Genomic DNA, 19,553 nt, shown 5'->3' on the forward strand with positions numbered 1-19,553 from the left:
TGGGTCGAGCCGGCGTCAGGGGAGTTCGTGCAGCTCGCGGTCGCGGAACCACTTCAGCAGCCAGGCGGCGCTGGTGCGGTCGAACGACCGCGGGAAGTCCATGGTGCCGGACAGGAAGGGACTGAAGCCCTCCTCGGACCGCACGTCGGCGTCGTCGAGTGCACGGTAGGCCATCGACCAGCCGTCGAAGCGCCGTCGCTCGATGTCCTCGCGCACGAGCGACTTCACCTCGCCGTGGCGGGGGTCCTTCGCGATCACGGCGAACCGGTCGTCGACGCTCCACGCCGGCCCCTCGAGCAGCTGCATGAACCGGCCGCCCTTGGCGAGCAGGAGCCCGGAGACCCCGAGCGCCTCGTTGCGGAGCCGCGACTCGGCGAGCAGCACCGCCAGCGCGTCGTCGTCGAAGGGGACGACGGCGCGACTCATGTAGACGATCGAGACGAGCACCACACCATCCTGCTGTGCGAGGGCGCATTGCGCGAAGTGGATGTCCGCAACGCGCCCGCTGGGGCGGCGCTGCGGGTCAGCCCTGCGGCAGCTCGTGCGCGGTGACGTCCTCGTTGCGCTTCTTCCGCCACGGGCGGGCGGGCGTGTTCGGGCCGTCCCAGACGAGGATCGCGCCCCAGGCCGCGGCGATCAGCGGCACGGAGATGATCGCGCCGGTGATGCCGGCGAGGACGGTGCCGGCGGTCAGCCCGATCAGGATGACGAGGCCGTGCAGCTTGAGGGTGCGACCCATCAGGACCGGCTGCAGGAAGTTGCCCTCGAGCTGGTTCACGACGATCACGATGCCGATCACGATGAGCGCCTGCACGGGGCCGAGGGCCACGAGCGCGACGAGGGCGGCGAGGATGCCGGCGGCGGTGGCACCGACGATCGGGATGAACGCCGTGATGAAGACGATGACGGCCAGCGGCAGGGCGAGCGGGACGCCGACGATCGCGATGCTGACACCGATGCCGATCGCGTCGACGGCAGCGACGGTGGCCGTACCGCGGACGTACCCGCCGAGGGTCGAGACCACACGGTCGCCGACGCGGCGTGCACGGGCGTAGCGCTCACCGGTGAAGGGCCGGAGCAGGAACTCCCAGATGCTCGGGCCGTCCTTCAGGAAGAAGAACAGCACGACGATCATCAGGACGAGCCCGGTCAGGAAGTTTGCCGTGGCCGAGGCACCGGCGAGGGCACCGGAGCCGAACTGCGCGCTCGTCACGAAGTCGGAGGCACCCGCGACGGCGTCGTCGATCTGCTTGTCCGAGATCGAGAACGGCAGGGTCTTCGCGAACGTCTGCAGCTGCTGGAACCCGTCGACGGCGGACTTCTGCAGCTGTGCCCACTGGTTCTCGACCGCGACGACGATGAGCCAGCCGATCAGCCCCAGGACCGCGAGGACGCCGATGAGCACCGCGAGGGTGGCCAGCACCGACGGCACCCGGTGCTTGCGGAGCCACGACACCACGGGGTGCATGGCCGACGCGATGATGAGCGCGAGGAGCACGGGGATCGTGACGACGCTCAGGATGTTGCTCGCCCAGACGATGCCGGCGATGACCACCACGACGATGATGAGCTGCAGGCACCGGGTCGCGAGGTGCCCCGCGGAGTCGGACCAGGCCGCCTGGACCCTCGACGGAGTGGGCGTGGTGGTCGGGCGCGGAGCGTCGCGGAAGAACGGCATGCCCGAGACGCTACCGACCGGACGGCCGACGCGCCGGTTCCGCCGGTTCGATCGTGGGTGGGGTGTCCTGTCCCCGCGTCGCCGGGGCGACGAGGAACGCCGCGACCAGCAGGACGAGGGGCACGAGCATCGCCGTCTGCAGGCCGAGGTGCTCCCCGACGAACCCGAGCAGCGGCGGCCCCACCAGGAAGGCGATGTACCCGGCCGTGGCCACCACCGACACACGGCGGTCGCCGTCGGTGGGGTGGTCGCCCGCGGCCGAGATCGACAGGGGGAACCCGAGGGCGATGCCCAGCCCCCAGACGCCGGCGGCCGCCGCGGTGACGACCGGACTCGGCGACAGCACGACGAGCAGGACCCCGACGGCACCGACCGCGGCACAGACCCGGACGACCGGGGCGCGACCGAACCGGGCGACGAGCGGGGTGCCGGCCGCTCGACCGATGAGCATGGCGAGGGCGAACCCGGTGAACACGAGGGACCCGACCGATTCGGGGGCGTCGTGGTCGGTGGTCATCAGCAGCGGGAGCCAGTCGCTCGCGGCACCCTCGGCGAAGGCCATCGCCAGCGTGATGACGGCGATCATGGCGAGCTGCACGGTGAGGACGGAGCGGCGGGCTCCCCGGCGGGCGCCGGGGGCATCGGCAGGCGTGTCGGCCGGTGTGTCACGGGGCACCGGCCGCAGGTTCAGCGCCGCGAACCCCGCCAGTGCGGCCATCACCGCGGCACCGACGAGCAGGTGCGCCCCGACCGGGGTCCGCACCGCCGTCACGGCGATGCCGACGACCCCGCCGACCACGCTGCCCAGGCTGAAGCAGGCGTGCAGCACCGGCACGACCGGTCGCCCGATCTGCCGTTCGACCGCGGCGGCCTCGACGTTCAGCCCGATCTCGGCGACGCCCGCCCCGAAGCCGATCAGGAACAGCCCGGCCCAGACCCCGGCGGCGACCTGCGCCGGGGCGAGCAGCGCGACGAGCACCATGCCGACGACGGGCAGCGCGCCCCCGAGCAGGATGAGCGGGCGGTTGCCGGTCCGTCGCACCAGCGCCCCGGCGCCGAGGATCCCGATCATCGACCCGATCGACAGCCCGAGCAGGACCAGGCCCATCGCCTCGATGGACGCCCCGAGCTCGTCGCGGATCGCGGGCGTCCGGGTGATCCACGTCGCGATCCCGAACCCGGTCACCGTCGACGTGGCGAAGAGTGCGAGTCGATGCCGCCCGGCCATGCCCCCATCTGATCGGTCCGCGGGCAGCCCGTCAAGGGCGACCGCGTCACGCGCCTAGGATCGGGCCCATGGCGACCGTCCTCCTCGTCCGTCACGGACGCACCACCGCGAACGCCACCGGCGTCCTGGCCGGACGCACCGCCGGCGTGCGGCTCGACGCCGTCGGCCGCACCCAGGCCGAGCGGACCGCGGAGCGCATCGCCGCGGTGCCCGTCGTCGCCGTGGTGTCGAGTCCGCTCGAGCGCTGCCGGCAGACCGCCCGCGCGATCCTCGACCGGCAGACCGACCGGCAGACCGACCGACCGGCCGGGCCGCCCGCCTCGTTGATCGAGCGGGCCATCACCGAAGCCGACTACGGGAAGTGGCAGGGCCGGAAGCTCGCCGACCTGGCGAAGGAGCCCCTCTGGCGCACGGTGCAGGCGAACCCGAGCGCCGTCGTGTTCCCCGGTGGTGAGTCCATGCAGACGATGCAGTCCCGGGCCGTCGCGGCCGTCCGGCGCATCGACGCCGAGGTCGAGGCGGAGCACGGACCCGGCGCCGTCTGGGTCGCGGTGAGCCACGGCGACATCATCAAGAGCGTCCTCGCCGACGCGTTCGGCATGCACCTGGACCTGTTCCAGCGCATCGGGGTCGGCCCGGCCTCGGTGTCCGTCGTGCGCTACGGCGAACACCGCCCCGAGGTCGTCGCGACGAACACCGAGTCCGGTGACTTGTCCTGGCTGCGCACCGCCCCGGCACCCAGCGGCGACGCCGCGGTCGGCGGCGGCGCGGGCCACCCGGCACCCGACGCGTCCGCGGGTCCTGCCCGACCCTGAACGGGCGGAGCCGAGCGCTCCTACAATGCGGGTATGCCCACCATCGTCCACGGCTTCGACTGGCCGGACCGCCTCGTCGTCGGCACCATCGGCCGTCCGGGTGAGCGCGCCTTCTACATCCAGGCCCGCTCCGGTCGGCGCGTCACCAGCGTCGCGCTCGAGAAGGAGCAGACCGCCGTGCTCGCCGACAAGATCGACGAGCTCCTCGACGAGGTGGCGACCGTCGACGACAACCGCTTCAGCGTGCCGCCGTCGGTGCCCGTCGAACTCCGCGACCCGGAGCCGCTCGACCAGCCGGTCGAAGCCGAGTTCCGCGCCGGGGCCCTGAGCCTGGGCTTCGACCCGTCCACCGCGCAGGTCGTCATCGAGGCGTACCCGATCGACGACGACGTCGAGATCGTGTCCGAGGAGAGCGAGGACGGCCTGGAGATCGAGGCCGTGGTCGAGATCCCCGAACCCGCCGAGCTCTTCCAGGTGAAGATCCCGGTCGGCACCGCCCGGGCCTTCGTCCAGCGCACGCGCGAGGTCGTCGCCGCGGGTCGTCCGCCCGGCTCCGGGCGACCGTCCGGCGACGCATGACCGACGGATCGGTGTCCATCCGGGCACGCATCCGCGAGGCGTCGAACGCCACCTTCCTCGCCGAGCTCGACGGCGCGTCCGTCGTCTACAAACCCGTCGAGGGCGAGCGCCCGCTGTGGGACTTCCCGGACGGCACGCTGGCCGGCCGCGAGGTGGCGGCGCACCTGGTGTCCGAGGCGTTCGGCTGGGGCGTGGTCCCGCCCACCTGGATCGGCGACGGTCCGTTCGGGCCGGGCATGGTGCAGCGGTGGCAGGACGTCGACCCCGAGCAGGACGCCGTCGACCTGGTCGACCCCGAGACGGCCGAGGCGGACGGATCGCCCTGGCTGCCCGTGCTCGAGGCCATCGACGAGCACGACCGGCCCGTGACGCTCGTGCACGAGGACTCCGAGGCCCTGCGCCGGATGGCCGTCTTCGACGTCGTCGTGAACAACGCCGACCGCAAGGGCGGGCACGTGCTCGCGATGCCCGACGGGCACCGCTACGGCGTGGACCACGGCCTGACCTTCCACGTCGAGCACAAGCTGCGGACGGTGCTGTGGGGCTGGATCGGGGAGCCGCTGAACCCGGACGAGCTGGAAGGGCTGGACCGGGTGTCCGAGGCGCTGCGCGGTGGACTGGGCGACGCGCTCGCCGAGCACCTGACCGACGAGGAGATCGACACGCTGCGGGCGCGCTGCGCGGCCCTGCGTGCCGTCGGGATCTTCCCGCCGCCTCCTGGTCACGGCCCCGCCGTGCCCTGGCCGCTGTTCTAGACGCACCCGACGGACGGACTGGAGGCGCGGGGCGGGCCCGCTACGGGCCTCCAGGCCGTCCCTGGCTGGCTTCAGAACCCTCGGTCGTCGCGGGGGAGCGCGTCGCCGCCTCGGCGACGGGAGCCGAGGTAGGAGCCGACGACGGCGACCCCGAGGTCGTCGTTCTCCGGCGCCACGACGCTGCCGTCGACCCGCTTCGCCATCGCGTCGATGAACCGGGCGAGCCCCGGGTCCTCGCCGAGCCGGAAGAACGTCGTCTGGGCGCCGAGCCGTCCGGCGTTCTCGAGTTCCCGGACGGTCAGAGCGATCGTGACCGGGTCGGGCGGGTAGTCGAACCAGACCTGCCCGTTCGGCTCGAGGTGCGACGTCGGCTCGCCGTCGGTGACGACGAGGAGCACCGGCTGCGCGGTCGGGTGCTTCCGGAAGTGCCGGTTCGCCAGCAGCAGCGCGTGGTGCAGGTTCGTGCCCTTGTCCCACTGCGCGTCGAGGCCGACGAGCTGCTCGACGTCCATCACCTCGGCCTCGCGACCGAACGCGATGAGCTGCAGGTCGTCGCCGCGGAACCGGGTCGACACCAGGGTGTGCAGCGCCAGGGCGGTGCGCTTCATCGGGACCCAGCGGTCCTCCATCGCCATCGAGAACGACGTGTCGACGAGCAGGGCGACGCAGGCCTGCGTGCGGGCCTCGGTCTCCTGCACCTCGACGTCGTCGATGGTCAGGCGGACCCCCGGACCCGTCCGGCCGCCCGCACCGGCGGTCCGGGTCAGGGCGTTCGTGACGGAGCGCGGGATGTCCCACGGTTCGGTGTCGCCGAACGCCCACGGTCGGGTCGCCCCGGAGAGGTCACCGGCGGCCCCCGATCGCCGGAGGTCGCGCGTGCCCTGCCGCCCGGACATCCGCTGCGCGACGTCCTTGAGCAGGCTCCTCCCGAGCTGCCGCATCGCCTTCGGGGTGAGCCGGAGCTGGCCGTCGGCACCGCGGCGGACGGCCCCGGAGTCCCGCAGGGCCCGCTCGAGGCGTTGCAGGGTCCTCGCGTCGACCGCGGCCTCGTCACCGAGCTGCCGTGACAGGGCGTCGAGGTCGAGGTCGTCGAGCTCCGACCCGGGGCCGGACTGCGCGAGCTGGTCGGCGAGGGCGTCGAGGTCGGCGATGTCCTGGAAGACCCCCGTGCCGTCGCCGAGCCCGAGGCCCTGCTGCCCGTCCATCCGCTCCGACCCGCCCCAGTCCTCGCCGGGCCGCAGCGCGCGCAGGGTGCCGTCGAGCTGCGACAGCTGTCCCATCAGGTCGGGAGAGCCGAACGCCTGCTGCGCGAGGGCGTCGAGTTCGTCGCGCTGCTCCTGGGTCATCGAGTTCCGCATGCGCTGCGCCGCCGCCGCGCGGGCCGCCAGGTCGTCGAGCAGCTCGTCGACGTTCGCGGGGTCCGACGGGAAGTACTCCCCGTGCTGGTCCATGAAGTCGTCGAACTGCTGCTGGGTGTCCTCGCCGCGGGCGTGCGCCTCGAGCAGGGCGTTGAGGTCCTGCATCATCGCGCTCACCGCCGCGCGGTCCTGGTCGGTGGCACCCTCGAGCGCCTGCTTCATGCCGGCGAAGCGCTGGTCCAGCACCTCGCGGCCGAGCACGTCCTTGATCTCGTCGTACTTCTGGCGGGCCTCGCGGCTCGTCCAGTCGTAGTCGCCGAGTTCCTGCACGGCGGCGGCGGGGGAGGGCGACAGGCTGTCGAGCTGCAGCTCGGCCAGGGCACGGTCGCCGTCGTCGAGGTCGACGTTCCGGGCGAGCTCACCCCGCTCGGCACGCAGGGCCTGGTCGAGCAGCTCGCGCACCTGCTGCAGGGTGCCGTCGAGGTTGTTCGTGCTCGTCAGCTCCCGGCGCCGCTCGGCCACCCGGCGGGCCAGGTCGTCGAGGCCGCGCTGCGTCCGACCGCCACGGCGCAGGAACTCCCGCATCGCGCGCTCCGGCGAGGTGCCGCCCATCACGTCCTGCCCGATCGCGTCGAGCGCCTCGGCCAGGTCGACCGGTGCGGCGAGCGGGTCGGGACCGCCGTCGTAGCGGCCGTAGCGCGCGTCGCGGGTCAGGCGGCGGTTCTGCCTAGCCATAGACGGCTTCGCCCCCGCCGGACTCCTTGCTGATCCGTCGGGCCAGGAACAGTGCCTCGAGGGCGAGCTCGATCGCGCCGGCCCGTTCGCCGTCGTTCGTCGCACCCATCCGCTCGCACACCTGGTCGTAGACGTCCGACTCACCGACCGAGGGCAGCCCCTCGAGGAACGCGCGAGCACTCACCTGTTCGCCCGTGGTCACCATCGTGCCGCCGTCGAGCGCGTCGACGAGCACGGTGAGGTCGAGCCCGCGGAACCGTGCGCGGACGGTCTCGGCGGTCGCGGTGCGGAGCAGGTGCTCGAGGACCTCGTCGGCCCGGTCCTCCTCGCCGTTCTCGAACTCGATCTTGCCGCCGAGCACGTCGACCGCGGTCTCGAGGTCGATCGGCCGTGCCACGGCCTCGTCCTCGCCCTGCCGTGCGGCCCGGTGCACCGCGGCGGCGGACACTGTCTCGGCGCCGGCGATCGCGAACCGGGCGCTCACACCGCTGCGCTGGTCGACGGCGCTCGACGAACGGAGGGCCCGGGTGAAGCGGGCGAGGATCTCGACCAGGGCGTCGGGCACCGCGGCCGTCAGCTGGGCCTCCTGCCGGATGACGGCGATCTCGTCGTCGAGCTCGATCGGGTAGTGCGTGCGGATCTCGGCGCCGAAGCGGTCCTTCAGCGGCGTGATGATCCGGCCGCGGTTCGTGTAGTCCTCGGGGTTCGCGCTCGCCACCACCAGGACGTCGAGCGGCAGGCGCAGCACGTAGCCGCGGATCTGCACGTCGCGCTCCTCCATCACGTTGAGCATCGCGACCTGGATGCGTTCGGCCAGGTCGGGCAGCTCGTTGATCGCGACGATGCCACGGTGGCCGCGGGGGACGAGCCCGAAGTGGATGGTCTCCGGGTCGCCCAGACTGCGGCCCTCGGCGACCTTCATCGGGTCGACGTCGCCGATCAGGTCGGCCACGCTCGTGTCCGGCGTCGCCAGCTTCTCGACGTAGCGGTCGTCCCGGTGCCGCCAGCTGATCGGCAGGGCGTCGCCGAGGTCCTCGGCCCGCCGGATGCTCGCGGTGGTGATCGGTTCGTACGGGTGCTCGCCGAGTTCGGAGCCGGTGATGACCGGTGTCCACTCGTCGAGCAGGCCCTGCAGGGTGCGGAGCAGACGGGTCTTGCCCTGGCCGCGCTCGCCGAGCAGGACCACGTCGTGTCCGGCGATGAGGGCGCGTTCGAGCTGGGGGACGACGGTGGTCGCGAAGCCGTGCAGGCCGGGCCACGGATCGGTGCCCTGGCGCAGGGCGGTGAGCAGGTTGTCGCGGATCTCGGCGCGGACCGTCTTCTGGACGTGACCAGAGGTGCGGAGCTCGCCGACCGTGCGGATGTCAGGTCGGGTCACCGATCCGACGCTACGCCGCGTTCGCGACGGCGACCAGAGGCGGACCGGAGGCACGGTGCGGGCCCGCCCCGTGCCTCCGGTCCTGCTTGTGAGTCCTCACAGCACGCGCGATCGCCGGGATCCCGGCGAGGGAACCGGACGCGGCGGCGGGGGATCCGGCTCCGTCGCCGGTCGACGTGGTTCAGCATCTGAACCAGATCGGCGTCTGCGGCGTACGGTCCGCCCCGTGAGCAGCGCGAACGGAACGATCACGAGCCTGGTGCCCGCCAGGATGGACAGACTGCCGTGGACCCGGTTCCACTGGAGCGTGGTGGTGGGTCTGGGGGTGTCGTGGATCCTCGACGGTCTGGAGATCCAGATCGTGTCGAACGCCGGGTTCCAGGCCGACCTGGACCTGTCGACGCAGCAGGTGACCCTGCTCGGCACCATCTACCTGGTCGGCCAGGTCGTCGGTGCACTGGTGTTCGGGCGCATGTCCGACCGGCTGGGGCGCCGGAAGCTCTTCATCCTGACGCTGGCGATCTACCTGATCGGTTCCGGCATCGCCGGACTCGCGCAGGACTTCTGGTTCCTGGCGGCCTTCCGGTTCGTCGCCGGGCTCGGCATCGGCGGCGAGTACGCGGCGATCAACTCCGCGATCGACGAGCTCATCCCGGCGAAGTACCGCGGGCACGTCGACATCGCCATCAACGGGACCTACTGGGGCGGTGCCGCGCTCGGTGCCTTCGCGAACATCTACCTGCTCGACACGTCGTACTTCGCCGAGAGCGTCGGCTGGCGCATCGGCTTCTTCCTCGGCCCGGTGCTCGGCATCGCGATCATCTTCCTGCGCCGGCACATCCCGGAGAGTCCGCGCTGGCTCATGACGCACGGGCGCGAGGAGGAGGCCGAGGCGACCGTCGCCCGGATCGAGGCGTCGGTGGAGCAGGCGACCGGCCAGCGCCTGCCGGAGGTCGACCGGTCGAAGGCGATGACGGTCACGCCCACCGACCGCGTGGGCTTCCTGACCATCGCGCGCGTGCTGCTGCGGCAGTACCCGACCCGCACCTTGGTCGGCGCGACCATGATGATCACGCAGGCGTTCCTGTACAACGCGATCTTCTTCACCTACGCGCTGGTGCTCACGAACTTCTTCGGGCTGAAGACCGCGGAGACGGCGGTCTACTTCTTCCCGTTCGCGATCGGGAACCTGCTCGGGCCGATCATCCTCGGTCGGTTCTTCGACACCTGGGGTCGGCGCCAGATGATCTTCCTGACCTACCTGGTGTCGGGGCTCGTGCTCGCGACCTCGGCGTTCCTGTTCCGGGCCGACGCCATCTCGGCCACTGTGCAGGTCGCGTTCTGGTGCGTGTCGTTCTTCTTCGCCTCGGCCGGGGCGTCGAGCGCGTACCTGACCGTCAGCGAGATCTTCCCGCTCGAGCTGCGGTCGCAGGCCATCTCGTACTTCTTCGCCCTCGCGCAGATCTTCGGTGCCGTCGCCCCCGCGATCTACGGCGCGTTCATCGGGGACGGGTCCTCGCGTGAACCGCTGTTCTGGGGGTACCTGCTCGGATCGGCGGTGATGATCGCGGGCGGGGTCGTCGCGCTCGTGTTCGGTGTCGACGCGGCGCGCAAGGGCCTGGAGGACGTGACGCAACCCCTGTCGGTGCTCACCGGGGAGGCGGAGCGCGGGCGACGCTGAGGCGGGGCGCCGACATTTCGTATCCGGAGTGTTTAGCGGCGTCGACGCGGCGCTGTCAGGGTTCGTCCATGGCACTCCTCCACAGCGCGACCTCGGCGGCACCGATCCACGGCGGCGGTGACGCTCCCCTCGGGCGGTCCGTCCGTGCGTGAGCCTGGCGTGATGGAGTACACACCCCTCCGGGCCACGGTCGGTGACCTCGACCCGCACGGTCTGCGCCGCAGCCTGCTCCGCGACGCGGTCTTCCTCCGCCTGCTCGACAACGTCCTGCGGGGGGAGTACCGCCGCGGTCAGCGTCTGCGTCTCGACACCCTGGCGTCGGACATGCGGGTCTCGCGGACGCCCGTGCGCGAAGCCCTGGTCACCCTCGAGTCCCTGCAGCTCCTCACGGTGCAGCGGTACGTCGGGGTCGTCATCTCGCAGTGGTCCGTCGAGCAGATGGTCGAGCGCGTCCGGATCGCGCGGACGATGCTCGCCGACCCACCCTCGAGCACCCCGGCGACGGACGACCGGTTCGACACCACGTGCCTGCGCGGCTGCTGGACCGAGGCCGGCGCCTTCGCCGAGCTGGGCGCCTGGTACCTGCGGCGGCGTGGCTCGTCGGTGAGTGCGGAGTGGGTGCTGTCGCAGCGCATCGTGCTCGACATGTTCTTCACCGACGACGTCGCCCTGGCGAACGGCATCGACGCCGCGGTCGACCGTCGGCGTCGGGTCGAACTCGTGGAGCGGGCGGCCGAGGCTGCCCAGCGCGATGCCCTCGACGACTGCGCGGCGGCGCTGCTCGACCTGGCGGCGACCCTGATCGGGCTGCCCGGTCGCTTCCGCACGGTCGTCCCGGCCTGACGGTCGGGGCCGCGGCCGGCCTGTCGCCGGTCGCGGGTGCTCCGCGGGACCTTCGCACTGGATCGTCAGGGAGCCGCGTGGCACGCTGGACCGGTTGCCGTCCCGTCGTGTCCATCGACGGGTGCGCCCGTCGTGCCCGTCGACGGGGCTGCCCCGTCGTGTCCGTCGACGGAGCGTGTGCGGCGTGTCCACCGACGACAGGAGTGCCCGTGCCCGACGTCCGCGATCGATCCCACCGCATGAACCGAGCGGACGGGATCGCACGGCACGGACGTCTGCCGCGGTCGTCCCCCTTCGGCGCCGCCGCCAAGCTCGTCTCGGGGGTCGTCGCTGTGGCGCTCGTGAGCACGGCGTCCGTCGGCGCCATCGCCGCGAAGCAGGTGTCGGACGACCTCGGCGACGGCGTCGCGATCGAGGGCCAGCCCGCACCCCGGTCGAACGGCACCAGGGCTCCGTCGCTCGACGCGTACGAGGGCGGCTTCAACATGCTCGTCGTGGGCACCGACAACGACCCGGAGCAGAGCGCCGCGTTCGGGGAGCGGGACGCCACCCTGAACGACGTCAACATCCTGCTCCACGTCTCCGCCGACCACACCAACGCGACCGCGGTGAGCATCCCGCGCGACCTGGTGACACCGATCCCCGCGTGCAGGAAGACCGACGGCTCCGGCACGGCTCCGGCGATGGCGGCGCAGCCGATCAACACCTCCTTCGGAGAGGGCGGCCTGAACTGCGTCACGCAGACGGTGCAGGGGCTGACCGGGCTGGACATCCAGTACTCGGCGGCGGTGTCGTTCAAGGGGGTCATCGAGATGTCGAACGCGATCGGCGGCGTGCCCGTCTGCGTCGCGCAGCCGGTCCGCGACCCGTACACCGGGCTCGACCTGCCGGCGGGCACCTCGACGCTGCAGGGTGACGAGGCACTCGCCTTCCTGCGGACCCGCCACGGCGTCGGCGACGGCTCCGACCTCGGGCGCATCTCGAGCCAGCAGGTGTTCCTGTCGTCGCTGCTCCGCACCGTGAAGTCGAACGACACGCTCGGCTCGCCGGCCCGGCTGTACAAGCTGGCGCGGGCGGCGGCGTCGAACATGCAGCTGTCCCAGAGCCTGAACGACATCCCGACCATGGTGCAGATGGGCCTGGCGCTGCGCAGTCTGCCGCTGGCGCAGGTGAACTTCGTGCAGTACCCGGGCACGACCGGCGGCACCGGGGTCTACGAGGGCAAGGTCGAGCCGACGACGTACCTGGCCGACCGGTTGTTCGCCAAGATCAAGGCCGACGAGTCGTTCTCACTCGGGGCCGACAGCACGGGCATCGGGTCCGAGACGAGTCCGTCGCAGCCGAGCGCGGCCCCGTCCGCACCTGCTGCGCCGTCGTCGCCCGCTGCCCCGTCCGCCCCCGCTGCTTCGTCGTCGCCCGCCGCTGCGCCGTCCGGCGGCACCGCGTCGTCGGCCGCTCCCCGCACCCCCTCGGCCACGCCCGAGACCATCGACGGGCTCGAGGGCCAGTCGGCCGACCAGCGGACCTGCTCCAAGGCGTTCGGGTACTGACGGCGGGCCGGCGGGGCCGCCGCGCGTCGACCCGCCCCTGAACGCAGGAACGGGGGCGCGGTGGTGGGCCGCGCCCCCGTGGAAGTCGCTCCCCGAGCGGCGCCGGGCGATCGGGCGCGCCGGGCCGACTCGGAGAGCGACGTCGGGTGCTGTGTCGCGACGACGGGGACGAGCCCCGGAACGTGATTGCCGCGTCCCGACGATGCTATGCAGCGGGGTACACCGCGACAACCCCCTGGTGTCCCCACTTCAGGGGACTGCGTTCCCCGGCCCGTGCCACGCGCGGGTGCGGCGTCGGGTCGAGAGTCGTCCGGTCCTCCTGTATGGTGGTCGCAGCGCTCGCGAGAGTGCTTGGAGACGTCGCATAGTCCGGCCGAGTGCACCACCCTGCTAAGGTGGAGTCCCCTTTGAGGGGACCGAGGGTTCAAATCCCTCCGTCTCCGCACCACACGAAACCCCGGTCCGACAGGACCGGGGTTTCGTCGTTCCGCTCGCGGCCACGGTCGGCGCGCCGGACGGGAGGCCCGGACCACGCGGGCAGACCCGCTCACGTCATCCGGGCCTCCCGTCCACTGCGCACTGCGGCGCACGGACCGTCTGCCTGTCACCGGGCCGATGTAGCATGCACGACACCTGTCCCGCGACGATGGAGCCCTGCGTGCCGGAGCCGACCGACCCCACCTTCCCGCTCGAACACATCCGAGCGGTGGGTGACGACATCGTGGCCTCCGTCTCCACGGTGATCGACGGCAAGACGGACGCCATCCGCACCGCGCTCACCGTGATGCTCGCCGAGGGACACCTGCTGGTCGAGGACGTCCCCGGGGTCGGCAAGACGGTGCTCGCCCGGGCGCTCGGCGCCTCGGTCGGTGGGTCCGTGAACCGTATCCAGTTCACGTCGGACATGCTGCCGTCGGACGTCACCGGCGTGAACATCTTCGACCAGTCGTCCGGCACGTTCCGGTTCTCGCCCGGGCCGGTCTTCGCGAACGTCGTCATCGGCGACGAGATCAACCGCACCAGCCCGAAGACCCAGTCGGCCCTGCTCGAGGCGATGGCCGAGTCCCAGGTCACCGTCGACGGCGTCACCCGGCAGCTCGACCGGCCGTTCATGATCGTCGCGACGCAGAACCCGATCGACATGGAGGGCACGTACCCGCTGCCCGAGGCCCAGCGCGACCGCTTCATGGCCCGCATCGCGATGGGGTACCCGAGCGTCGACGCCGAACGGCAGATGCTCGCGAACCGCGGCGGCAGCGACCCCTTGTCGCGCCTGCGGCCGATCGTCGACGTCGGCACGCTGCGGCAGGTCATCGAGACCGTCGCGCGGGTGCACATCGCTCCCGACGTCGAGGCCTACATCGTCGCGATCGTCCGCGCGACCCGGACCCACCCCGACCTCGTGCTCGGCGCCAGCCCGCGTGCGACCCTGCACCTGGCGCAGGCGGCCCGTGCGCACGCGGCCCTGCTCGGTCGTCCGTTCGTCACGCCGGACGACGTCGCCGCGCTGGCGCCGATCGTGCTGGCGCACCGGCTCGTGCCGGTCGCCCGCGGCCTCGGCGGCGCCGCCGAGGACACCGTGCGCGAGATCGTCGTCCGCATCGTCTCGGACACCGCGATCCCGTTCACGGCGACCCCCGTCCGCTCCTGATGGCCGGCCGGTCGGCGTCGTCGTCGGTCCTGCGACGAGCGGGAGCCGCGCGCTCGACGTCGCGCCGGTACGCCCGCCGCGGGTTCGCCCTGCTGCGCCGCACCCCGTTCCCCCGACCGACGGTGCGGGGGTGGACGGTGATCGCCGTCGGGATCGGCCTGGTCGGCGGCGGACTCGTCGGCACCACGAGCGTGGCGGTCTCGGCCGGGCTCCTGCTGCTCGTGCTCGTCGTGCTCGGCATCGTCACGGCGTTCGTCGTCGCGGCACCGCTCCGCGGGACACGGAGCACCGCGCGGGCGATCGTGCAGGTCGGTGAGGTGTACCGCGAGCGCATCACCCTCGGCGGCACGAGCCTGCCGATCGGCCCCCGGGCGACGCTGCTCGTCCGGGAACAGCTCGACGACGCCTTCGCGAGCGCCTCGGACGCCGAGACGTACGCCCAGGTGGGCCCGGGCCTGCCCCCGGCGGTGCTCGACGTCGAGGCGCTCGCCGTGCACCGGGGGCGTTCCCTGGTCGGCCCCGTCACGATCCGCGTCGAGGACCCCTTCGGGCTGCTCCGCATCGACCGTCCCGTGGTCGCCGCCGAGGAGGTCGTCGTCGTCCCCGCCTCGGCCCCCATCGGTGCCATCGACGCCGGTGCCCTCGCCGGTGCCGTCTCCGCCGACGAGGGACGGGTCGGTCAGGGCGGGTCCGCCGACGACAGCGAGCTCCGTCCGTACCGGCCGGGCGACCCGATCCGCCGGGTGCACTGGGCGCAGAGCGCACGTCGGGGCGAACTGCACGTCCGCCAGACGACGCAGGCCCAGCCGCCCGAGGCCGTGATCGCGCTCGACGTCCGCCGCGAGTCGTACCAGCGCCTCGGCCGCGAGGACCTCGCCGAGATCTCGGACCTCGGCGGCGACCAGGCGTTCGAACACGCCGTCGTGGTGGCCGCGAGCGTCGCCCGGGCCCTCGCGGCGCGGACCTCGCGCGTCGTCCTGGTCAGCGACGGTCCCGACGGGAGCACCCGGCACACCGGGGACGTCGGCGGCCTGACCGACGTCCTGGTGGGCCTGGCGGACGTCCGACTGCGAACCGACGCCCGCGAGGTCACCGACGTCCTGCCCGAGGTCCGCGGTCGCGACGTCCACGGCATGACGGCCGTGGTCACCGGTGCCTGCTCGGTGGAACAGGCCGCTCAGCTCGTCAGCGCGACGAGCGGGTCGAGCCGGGGCATCATGGCGACCATCGTGCCGCCGGACCCGGTGGTCCGGGGGATCCTCGACCGTGCCGGCTGGCGCACCCTCGTGGTGCCCGTCGCCGGTGCCACACCGTCCGGAGCCGCACGGTGAGCGGCGCCGCTGTGCCGACGCGCGGGCGGACCGACGTGCGCGAGATCCTCGACCGCGACGACGACCTCCGCGACGTCCCGAGCACGTGGGTGGTCGCGCTCGCCCCCGTGCCGGTCCTGATCGCCGCGCTCGCCATCCGTCCGCTCGTGCAGGGCACCGCGTGGTGGATCTCCGGGGTCGTGGTCGTCGCCGTGCTCGTCGGCGTGGTGCTGGCCGTGCGGCGCCGTGCGCCCGGGGTCCGGTTCGTGGCCCTGGTCGCCGCCGTGGTCGCGTGCTCCTGCGCCGCCGCACTGGTCAACGACGTCCAACCGCTCGGGTGGCTCGACGCCGACGGGGCACTGGGGGAGACCCTGGCCGCGATCCGGCTCAACCCCGCGCCGCTGCCGCAGACCGATGCGATCCGGCTGATCGTGACCGTGTCGATCGGCTGGGTGGCGGCGGTCTCGCTGTTCGTCGCCGCCGTCGCGCGGATCCCGTCGCTCGCCGCGGCGCCCGCCCTGGTCATCCTCGTCGTGCCCGGCATCATCACCGGTCAGCCGGCGAGCACCCCGCTGGTGGTCGGCACGGCGGTGGCGTTCCTGGTGCTGCTCTGGCTGTCGGTCCGACCGGTGCAGCGAGCGGTACCGGCCGCCGTCGTCGGGGCGATCGGTCTGGTCGTCGCCGTCGGGCTGCCCGCGGTCGTCCCGCTCAACGCGGGCTGGCTGTCCGGCGTGACGGGTGCGATCCAGTCGCCGATCCAGCCCGGCCGGCCCGGCACCCTGCTCGAGCTCGGCGACGACCTGCGCCGCCCGAACGAGCTCGAGGTGTTCCGGTACCGGTCGTCGGACGGCCAGCCCGAGTACCTCAAGCTCGCCGACCTCGACGAGTTCGGCACGGGTGACTGGGTGCCGACGGTCACGAACGCCGCCGAGGCGGAGACCGCCGACCAGCAGCAGTGGGCCGAGGGCGTGAACCCGCGCCTGGCGACCCGCGGCGACGTGACCGTGCGGATCACCGGCCTGTCGAGCACCTACCTGCCCGTGCCGTCGGGGGCGGTCTCGATCGAGTCGCAGTCCACCAACCTCGACCTGTCGCAGTGGCGGTGGATGGGGAACTCGAGCACCGTCCGGTCGACGGGGGCGGCGACGGCCCGGGGCGCGATGTACGAGGTCTACGGCGCCTCCACCTTCGCGAACGAGTACCTCGACGCGGTCGCCGCCTCCGGTGCCCTCGGTCGGACCGACGGGCGGGGCTTCCGCGCACCGAGCGACGAGCAGCTCCGCACCGACCTGACCCTGCCGGACGACCTGCCGGAGAACATCTCGGCCGAGGCCGCCGACGTGTCCGCCGCCGCCACCGACGACTACGGGCGGGCCCGCGCCCTCGAGCAGTGGTTCCGGAGCGACCTGTTCACGTACTCCGAGACCGCGCCGGTGGAACAGGGCTACGACGGCGACAGCATGGACGTCGTCTCGACGTTCCTGCGCGTGCGCGAGGGGTACTGCGTGCACTACTCGTCGGCGATGGCCGTGATGGCCCGCTCGCTCGGCATCCCTTCGCGCATCGCGGTCGGCTACCGGGCGGGATCACCCCAGCCCGACGGCGAGTACGCCGTGTCGAACCGGCAGTTGCACTCCTGGCCCGAGCTGTACATCGAGGGGGCCGGCTGGGTGGCGTTCGAGCCGACGCCCGACTCCGACGAGGCCGCTCCCAGCGAGGAGCCCTCGGCGTCCCCGACGGCCGTCACCCCGGAGACGCCGCTGCCGGCTCCCGAGCAGACCACCCCGGCCGACCCCTCGGCGTCGCCGACCCCGTCGGCGACGCCCGCTCCGGGCGCCGCGGGGGCGTCGGGCAGCGGTGGCGGTGGCCCCGCCGGGCTGCTGGTCGGGCTGCTGCTCGTCCTCGCCGTCCTGGTCGCGCCCGCTGCGGTGCGTGCCGCCCGGAGGCGTTCCCGATCGGCGGCGGTGGCGGCTGGACGGTCGCCCGCCGTGCAGGCCTGGCGCGAGGTGCTCGACGACGTCGCCGACCACGGGTACGCGCCCGGGGTCGCGCCGACCGGTGATGCCGCCGCGGTCGCGCGCACGGCCCGAGCGGTGCTCGGGCGCCTGCGGCCGACGCTGCCGGCCGCGGTGCTGCCGCACCTGGAGGCCGTGGTGGACGCGGTCGACCGCGAACGGTTCGCGGCCGACGGGGCGGCATTCGTCGACACGGGTGCGTTGACCCGCCACCTCCGGGAGGCCCGGTCTGCCCTGGATGCGTCGGTGTCGGCCGCGCGGGTGGTGCGGTCGCGTCTGCTGCCGCCGAGCTTGCTGCCCTCGTCGGCGTGGTCCCACGACGGGCCGCGGCGCCGCGGGCGGGACCGCCGCACGGCCTGACGCCGGCGGCAGACCAGGCTCAGCGGGGGCGGACGACCGCCTCGACCAGCGCGGCCACGACCTCGCCGGGGTCCACCCCCGGGAACGCCGGGGTGTCGAACACCAGGCCGACGTTCACGGCGATGAGCGCGCTCGCGAGCATCTCCGGCGACAGGCCCGCGTCGACCTCGGGGTGGGCGTCGAACCACATCCGGACGAGCCCGAGCACCCCGTCCTGCAGGGCCCGGCGCTGTCGGACGAACTCGGGCAGGAACTCCGGGTGCCGCACGGCGTACCCGCGGAAGGCCGACAGCAGCGCGAACTGCTCGCCCTGGTCGTGCCGTCCGAAGGCCGCGCGCACGACGTCGCCCAGGTCGGCGGCGGCGACGTCGGCGTGCACGAGTTCCTGCAGCGACGCGAGCACCACGTTCGTCGACCGCTGCATGACCTGCGCGAGCAGGTCCTCCTTGCTCGAGAAGTTCGAGTAGACCGCGCCCTTGCTGAAGCCCGCGCGGGCGGCGACGTCGTCGAGCCGGGCGCCGTACACGCCCTGCTCCGCGAACACCGCGGCACCGGCGACCAGCAGGCGTTCACGGACCTCCGCACGCGGGGTGCGCGGGGTGGGGGCATCGTCGCTCATCGGTTCCTGCTTCGACCTGGCCCGGAGGCCGCCGGGTGGTGCAGCGTGGGGGAGACCTGCCGCGCCGCGCGTCTGATCCCGCGCGGCATCAGCGAAGCCCCCATCCCCACGTCTGCTCGGAACCGGCGCGTTCGGGTCGCGTCGGTGCTGTGCGGACAGCGTGTACCGGGACGATACCCGGCGGTACTGATGGTAGCGCCGGACGTCGAGGGAGGACAGCCCTTCAGTGCTCGTCGCCCGTGTCGTGCTCTTCTCGGACACTGCCGGCCCCGGTCCGTCGTCCGGGGCGACGCAGCAGGCGCAGGGCGTCGGGCCGCAGACTGCGACCGCGGCGGAGCAGGGACCCGAGCGTGGACTTCGGCTGCCAGTCGCGGCCGTTCGGCAGCCCCCAGCCTCGGCGGACCGCACCCCAGCGCAGCCCGAGCGACAGCGTGATCGCGAGCAGGATCCCGATCGACGGTGATCCCAGGGCCGACGCGACGACCATCACGGCCGACGCGGCGACGGCGACGGTGGCGTAGAGCGCGTTCCCGCCGAACACCGCGGGCACGCGGCGGAGCAGCAGGTCGCGCATGGCGCCGCCGCCGACCGCGGTGATGGTGCCCATGATGATGGCCGCGGGCCAGTCGAGTCCGGCGTCGTACGTGCGTTGGACACCGACGACGGCCCAGAAGCCGATGACCGCGGCGTCGAGCACCGTGAACAGCCGGTCCCACGTCAGCTCGGAGAACGACACGAGGAACGCGACGAGCGCTCCGGCGACGGCGACCGGCACGTACAGCGGGTCGACGAGCGCGACGGGCGGGCCGTTCTGCAGCAGCGTGTCCCGGAGCATGCCGCCGCCGAGCCCGGAGACGAAGCCGACGACCACGAAGCCGAACAGGTCGAGGTCCATCGCGCGGGCGATGGACCCGCCGAGCAGGGCGGACGCGAAGACCCCGGCCAGGTCGAGCACGTTCGTGACCGACGCCAGACCGTCGACGGACAGCAGGTTCATG

General features: G+C 72.9%; 16 protein-coding genes and 1 tRNA gene. 10 read left to right on the plus strand and 7 right to left on the minus strand.

Features of this window, described 5'->3' with window-relative positions; translation table 11 throughout:
* Positions 1-15: 15 nt before the first annotated feature.
* The 3 genes from LEL83_RS00080 to LEL83_RS00090 all read right to left on the minus strand — a co-directional run bounded on the left by LEL83_RS00080 (position 16) and on the right by LEL83_RS00090 (position 2,906).
* The gene (locus tag LEL83_RS00080; protein WP_225557247.1) at positions 16-447 is read right to left on the minus strand and encodes a BLUF domain-containing protein; all 432 of its coding nucleotides are present in this window, start codon (positions 445-447) and stop codon (positions 16-18) included.
* Between the two features lie 76 nt (positions 448-523).
* Positions 524-1,678 (minus strand): AI-2E family transporter, encoded by a 1,155-nt coding sequence (locus LEL83_RS00085; protein ID WP_198656585.1) that lies wholly within the window; start codon positions 1,676-1,678, stop codon positions 524-526.
* A gap of 10 nt (positions 1,679-1,688) precedes the next feature.
* A complete protein-coding gene (locus tag LEL83_RS00090; RefSeq protein WP_182066772.1) occupies positions 1,689-2,906 on the minus strand; it encodes an MFS transporter in 1,218 nt (405 codons plus the stop codon).
* A gap of 68 nt (positions 2,907-2,974) precedes the next feature.
* Between LEL83_RS00090 and LEL83_RS00095 the strand changes: the two genes are divergently transcribed.
* Genes LEL83_RS00095 through LEL83_RS00105 form a run of 3 tightly spaced genes read left to right on the plus strand, consistent with a single transcriptional unit; the run spans position 2,975 to position 5,055 of the window.
* Positions 2,975-3,721 carry an MSMEG_4193 family putative phosphomutase gene (locus tag LEL83_RS00095; RefSeq protein WP_225557248.1) on the plus strand — a complete coding sequence of 249 codons (747 nt, stop codon included), beginning with the start codon at positions 2,975-2,977 and terminating at the stop codon, positions 3,719-3,721.
* Between the two features lie 33 nt (positions 3,722-3,754).
* Positions 3,755-4,300: a DUF3090 domain-containing protein gene (locus tag LEL83_RS00100; RefSeq protein ID WP_225557249.1), complete on the plus strand. Its 546-nt coding sequence runs from the start codon at positions 3,755-3,757 to the stop codon at positions 4,298-4,300.
* Positions 4,297-5,055, plus strand: coding sequence for an SCO1664 family protein (locus LEL83_RS00105; RefSeq protein WP_225557250.1), 759 nt, complete (start codon positions 4,297-4,299; stop codon positions 5,053-5,055). Before LEL83_RS00100 ends, LEL83_RS00105 begins: the two co-directional genes overlap by 4 nt.
* A gap of 71 nt (positions 5,056-5,126) precedes the next feature.
* Here the strand turns inward: LEL83_RS00105 and LEL83_RS00110 are convergent, their stop codons facing one another.
* Both LEL83_RS00110 and LEL83_RS00115 read right to left on the minus strand, forming a co-directional pair.
* Positions 5,127-7,148 carry a vWA domain-containing protein gene (locus tag LEL83_RS00110; protein ID WP_225557251.1) on the minus strand — a complete coding sequence of 674 codons (2,022 nt, stop codon included), beginning with the start codon at positions 7,146-7,148 and terminating at the stop codon, positions 5,127-5,129.
* Positions 7,141-8,526, minus strand: a complete 1,386-nt coding sequence (locus LEL83_RS00115; RefSeq protein ID WP_225557252.1) for a MoxR family ATPase — start codon at positions 8,524-8,526, stop codon at positions 7,141-7,143. Before LEL83_RS00115 ends, LEL83_RS00110 begins: the two co-directional genes overlap by 8 nt.
* 226 nt (positions 8,527-8,752) lie before the next feature.
* Between LEL83_RS00115 and LEL83_RS00120 the strand changes: the two genes are divergently transcribed.
* From LEL83_RS00120 to LEL83_RS00150, 7 genes are all read left to right on the plus strand, one after another.
* Positions 8,753-10,207, plus strand: coding sequence for an MFS transporter (locus LEL83_RS00120; RefSeq protein WP_308009842.1), 1,455 nt, complete (start codon positions 8,753-8,755; stop codon positions 10,205-10,207).
* 162 nt (positions 10,208-10,369) lie between these two features.
* On the plus strand, positions 10,370-11,050 hold the full coding sequence (locus tag LEL83_RS00125; protein WP_225557253.1) for a GntR family transcriptional regulator: 681 nt from the start codon (positions 10,370-10,372) through the stop codon (positions 11,048-11,050).
* 239 nt (positions 11,051-11,289) lie between these two features.
* Positions 11,290-12,600 (plus strand): LCP family protein, encoded by a 1,311-nt coding sequence (locus tag LEL83_RS00130; RefSeq protein ID WP_225557254.1) that lies wholly within the window; start codon positions 11,290-11,292, stop codon positions 12,598-12,600.
* 353 nt (positions 12,601-12,953) lie between these two features.
* Positions 12,954-13,043, plus strand: a tRNA-Ser gene (locus LEL83_RS00135).
* 203 nt (positions 13,044-13,246) lie between these two features.
* Positions 13,247-14,251, plus strand: a complete 1,005-nt coding sequence (locus tag LEL83_RS00140; RefSeq protein ID WP_198658748.1) for an AAA family ATPase — start codon at positions 13,247-13,249, stop codon at positions 14,249-14,251.
* A complete protein-coding gene (locus tag LEL83_RS00145; protein WP_225557255.1) occupies positions 14,251-15,582 on the plus strand; it encodes a DUF58 domain-containing protein in 1,332 nt (443 codons plus the stop codon). The genes LEL83_RS00140 and LEL83_RS00145 overlap by 1 nt, the downstream gene beginning before the upstream one ends.
* On the plus strand, positions 15,579-17,936 hold the full coding sequence (locus LEL83_RS00150; protein ID WP_225557256.1) for a transglutaminase TgpA family protein: 2,358 nt from the start codon (positions 15,579-15,581) through the stop codon (positions 17,934-17,936). The genes LEL83_RS00145 and LEL83_RS00150 overlap by 4 nt, the downstream gene beginning before the upstream one ends.
* Positions 17,937-17,955: 19 nt before the next feature.
* Here LEL83_RS00150 and LEL83_RS00155 read toward each other — a convergent pair whose 3' ends face one another.
* Both LEL83_RS00155 and LEL83_RS00160 read right to left on the minus strand, forming a co-directional pair.
* Positions 17,956-18,555: a TetR/AcrR family transcriptional regulator gene (locus LEL83_RS00155; protein WP_225557257.1), complete on the minus strand. Its 600-nt coding sequence runs from the start codon at positions 18,553-18,555 to the stop codon at positions 17,956-17,958.
* Positions 18,556-18,778: 223 nt separating this feature from the next.
* Positions 18,779-19,552: a trimeric intracellular cation channel family protein gene (locus tag LEL83_RS00160; RefSeq protein WP_198656574.1), complete on the minus strand. Its 774-nt coding sequence runs from the start codon at positions 19,550-19,552 to the stop codon at positions 18,779-18,781.
* Between the last annotated feature and the right edge of the window lies 1 nt (position 19,553).

Origin of the sequence: Curtobacterium oceanosedimentum, assembly GCF_020297365.1 — a bacterium.
Taxonomy (GTDB): domain Bacteria; phylum Actinomycetota; class Actinomycetes; order Actinomycetales; family Microbacteriaceae; genus Curtobacterium.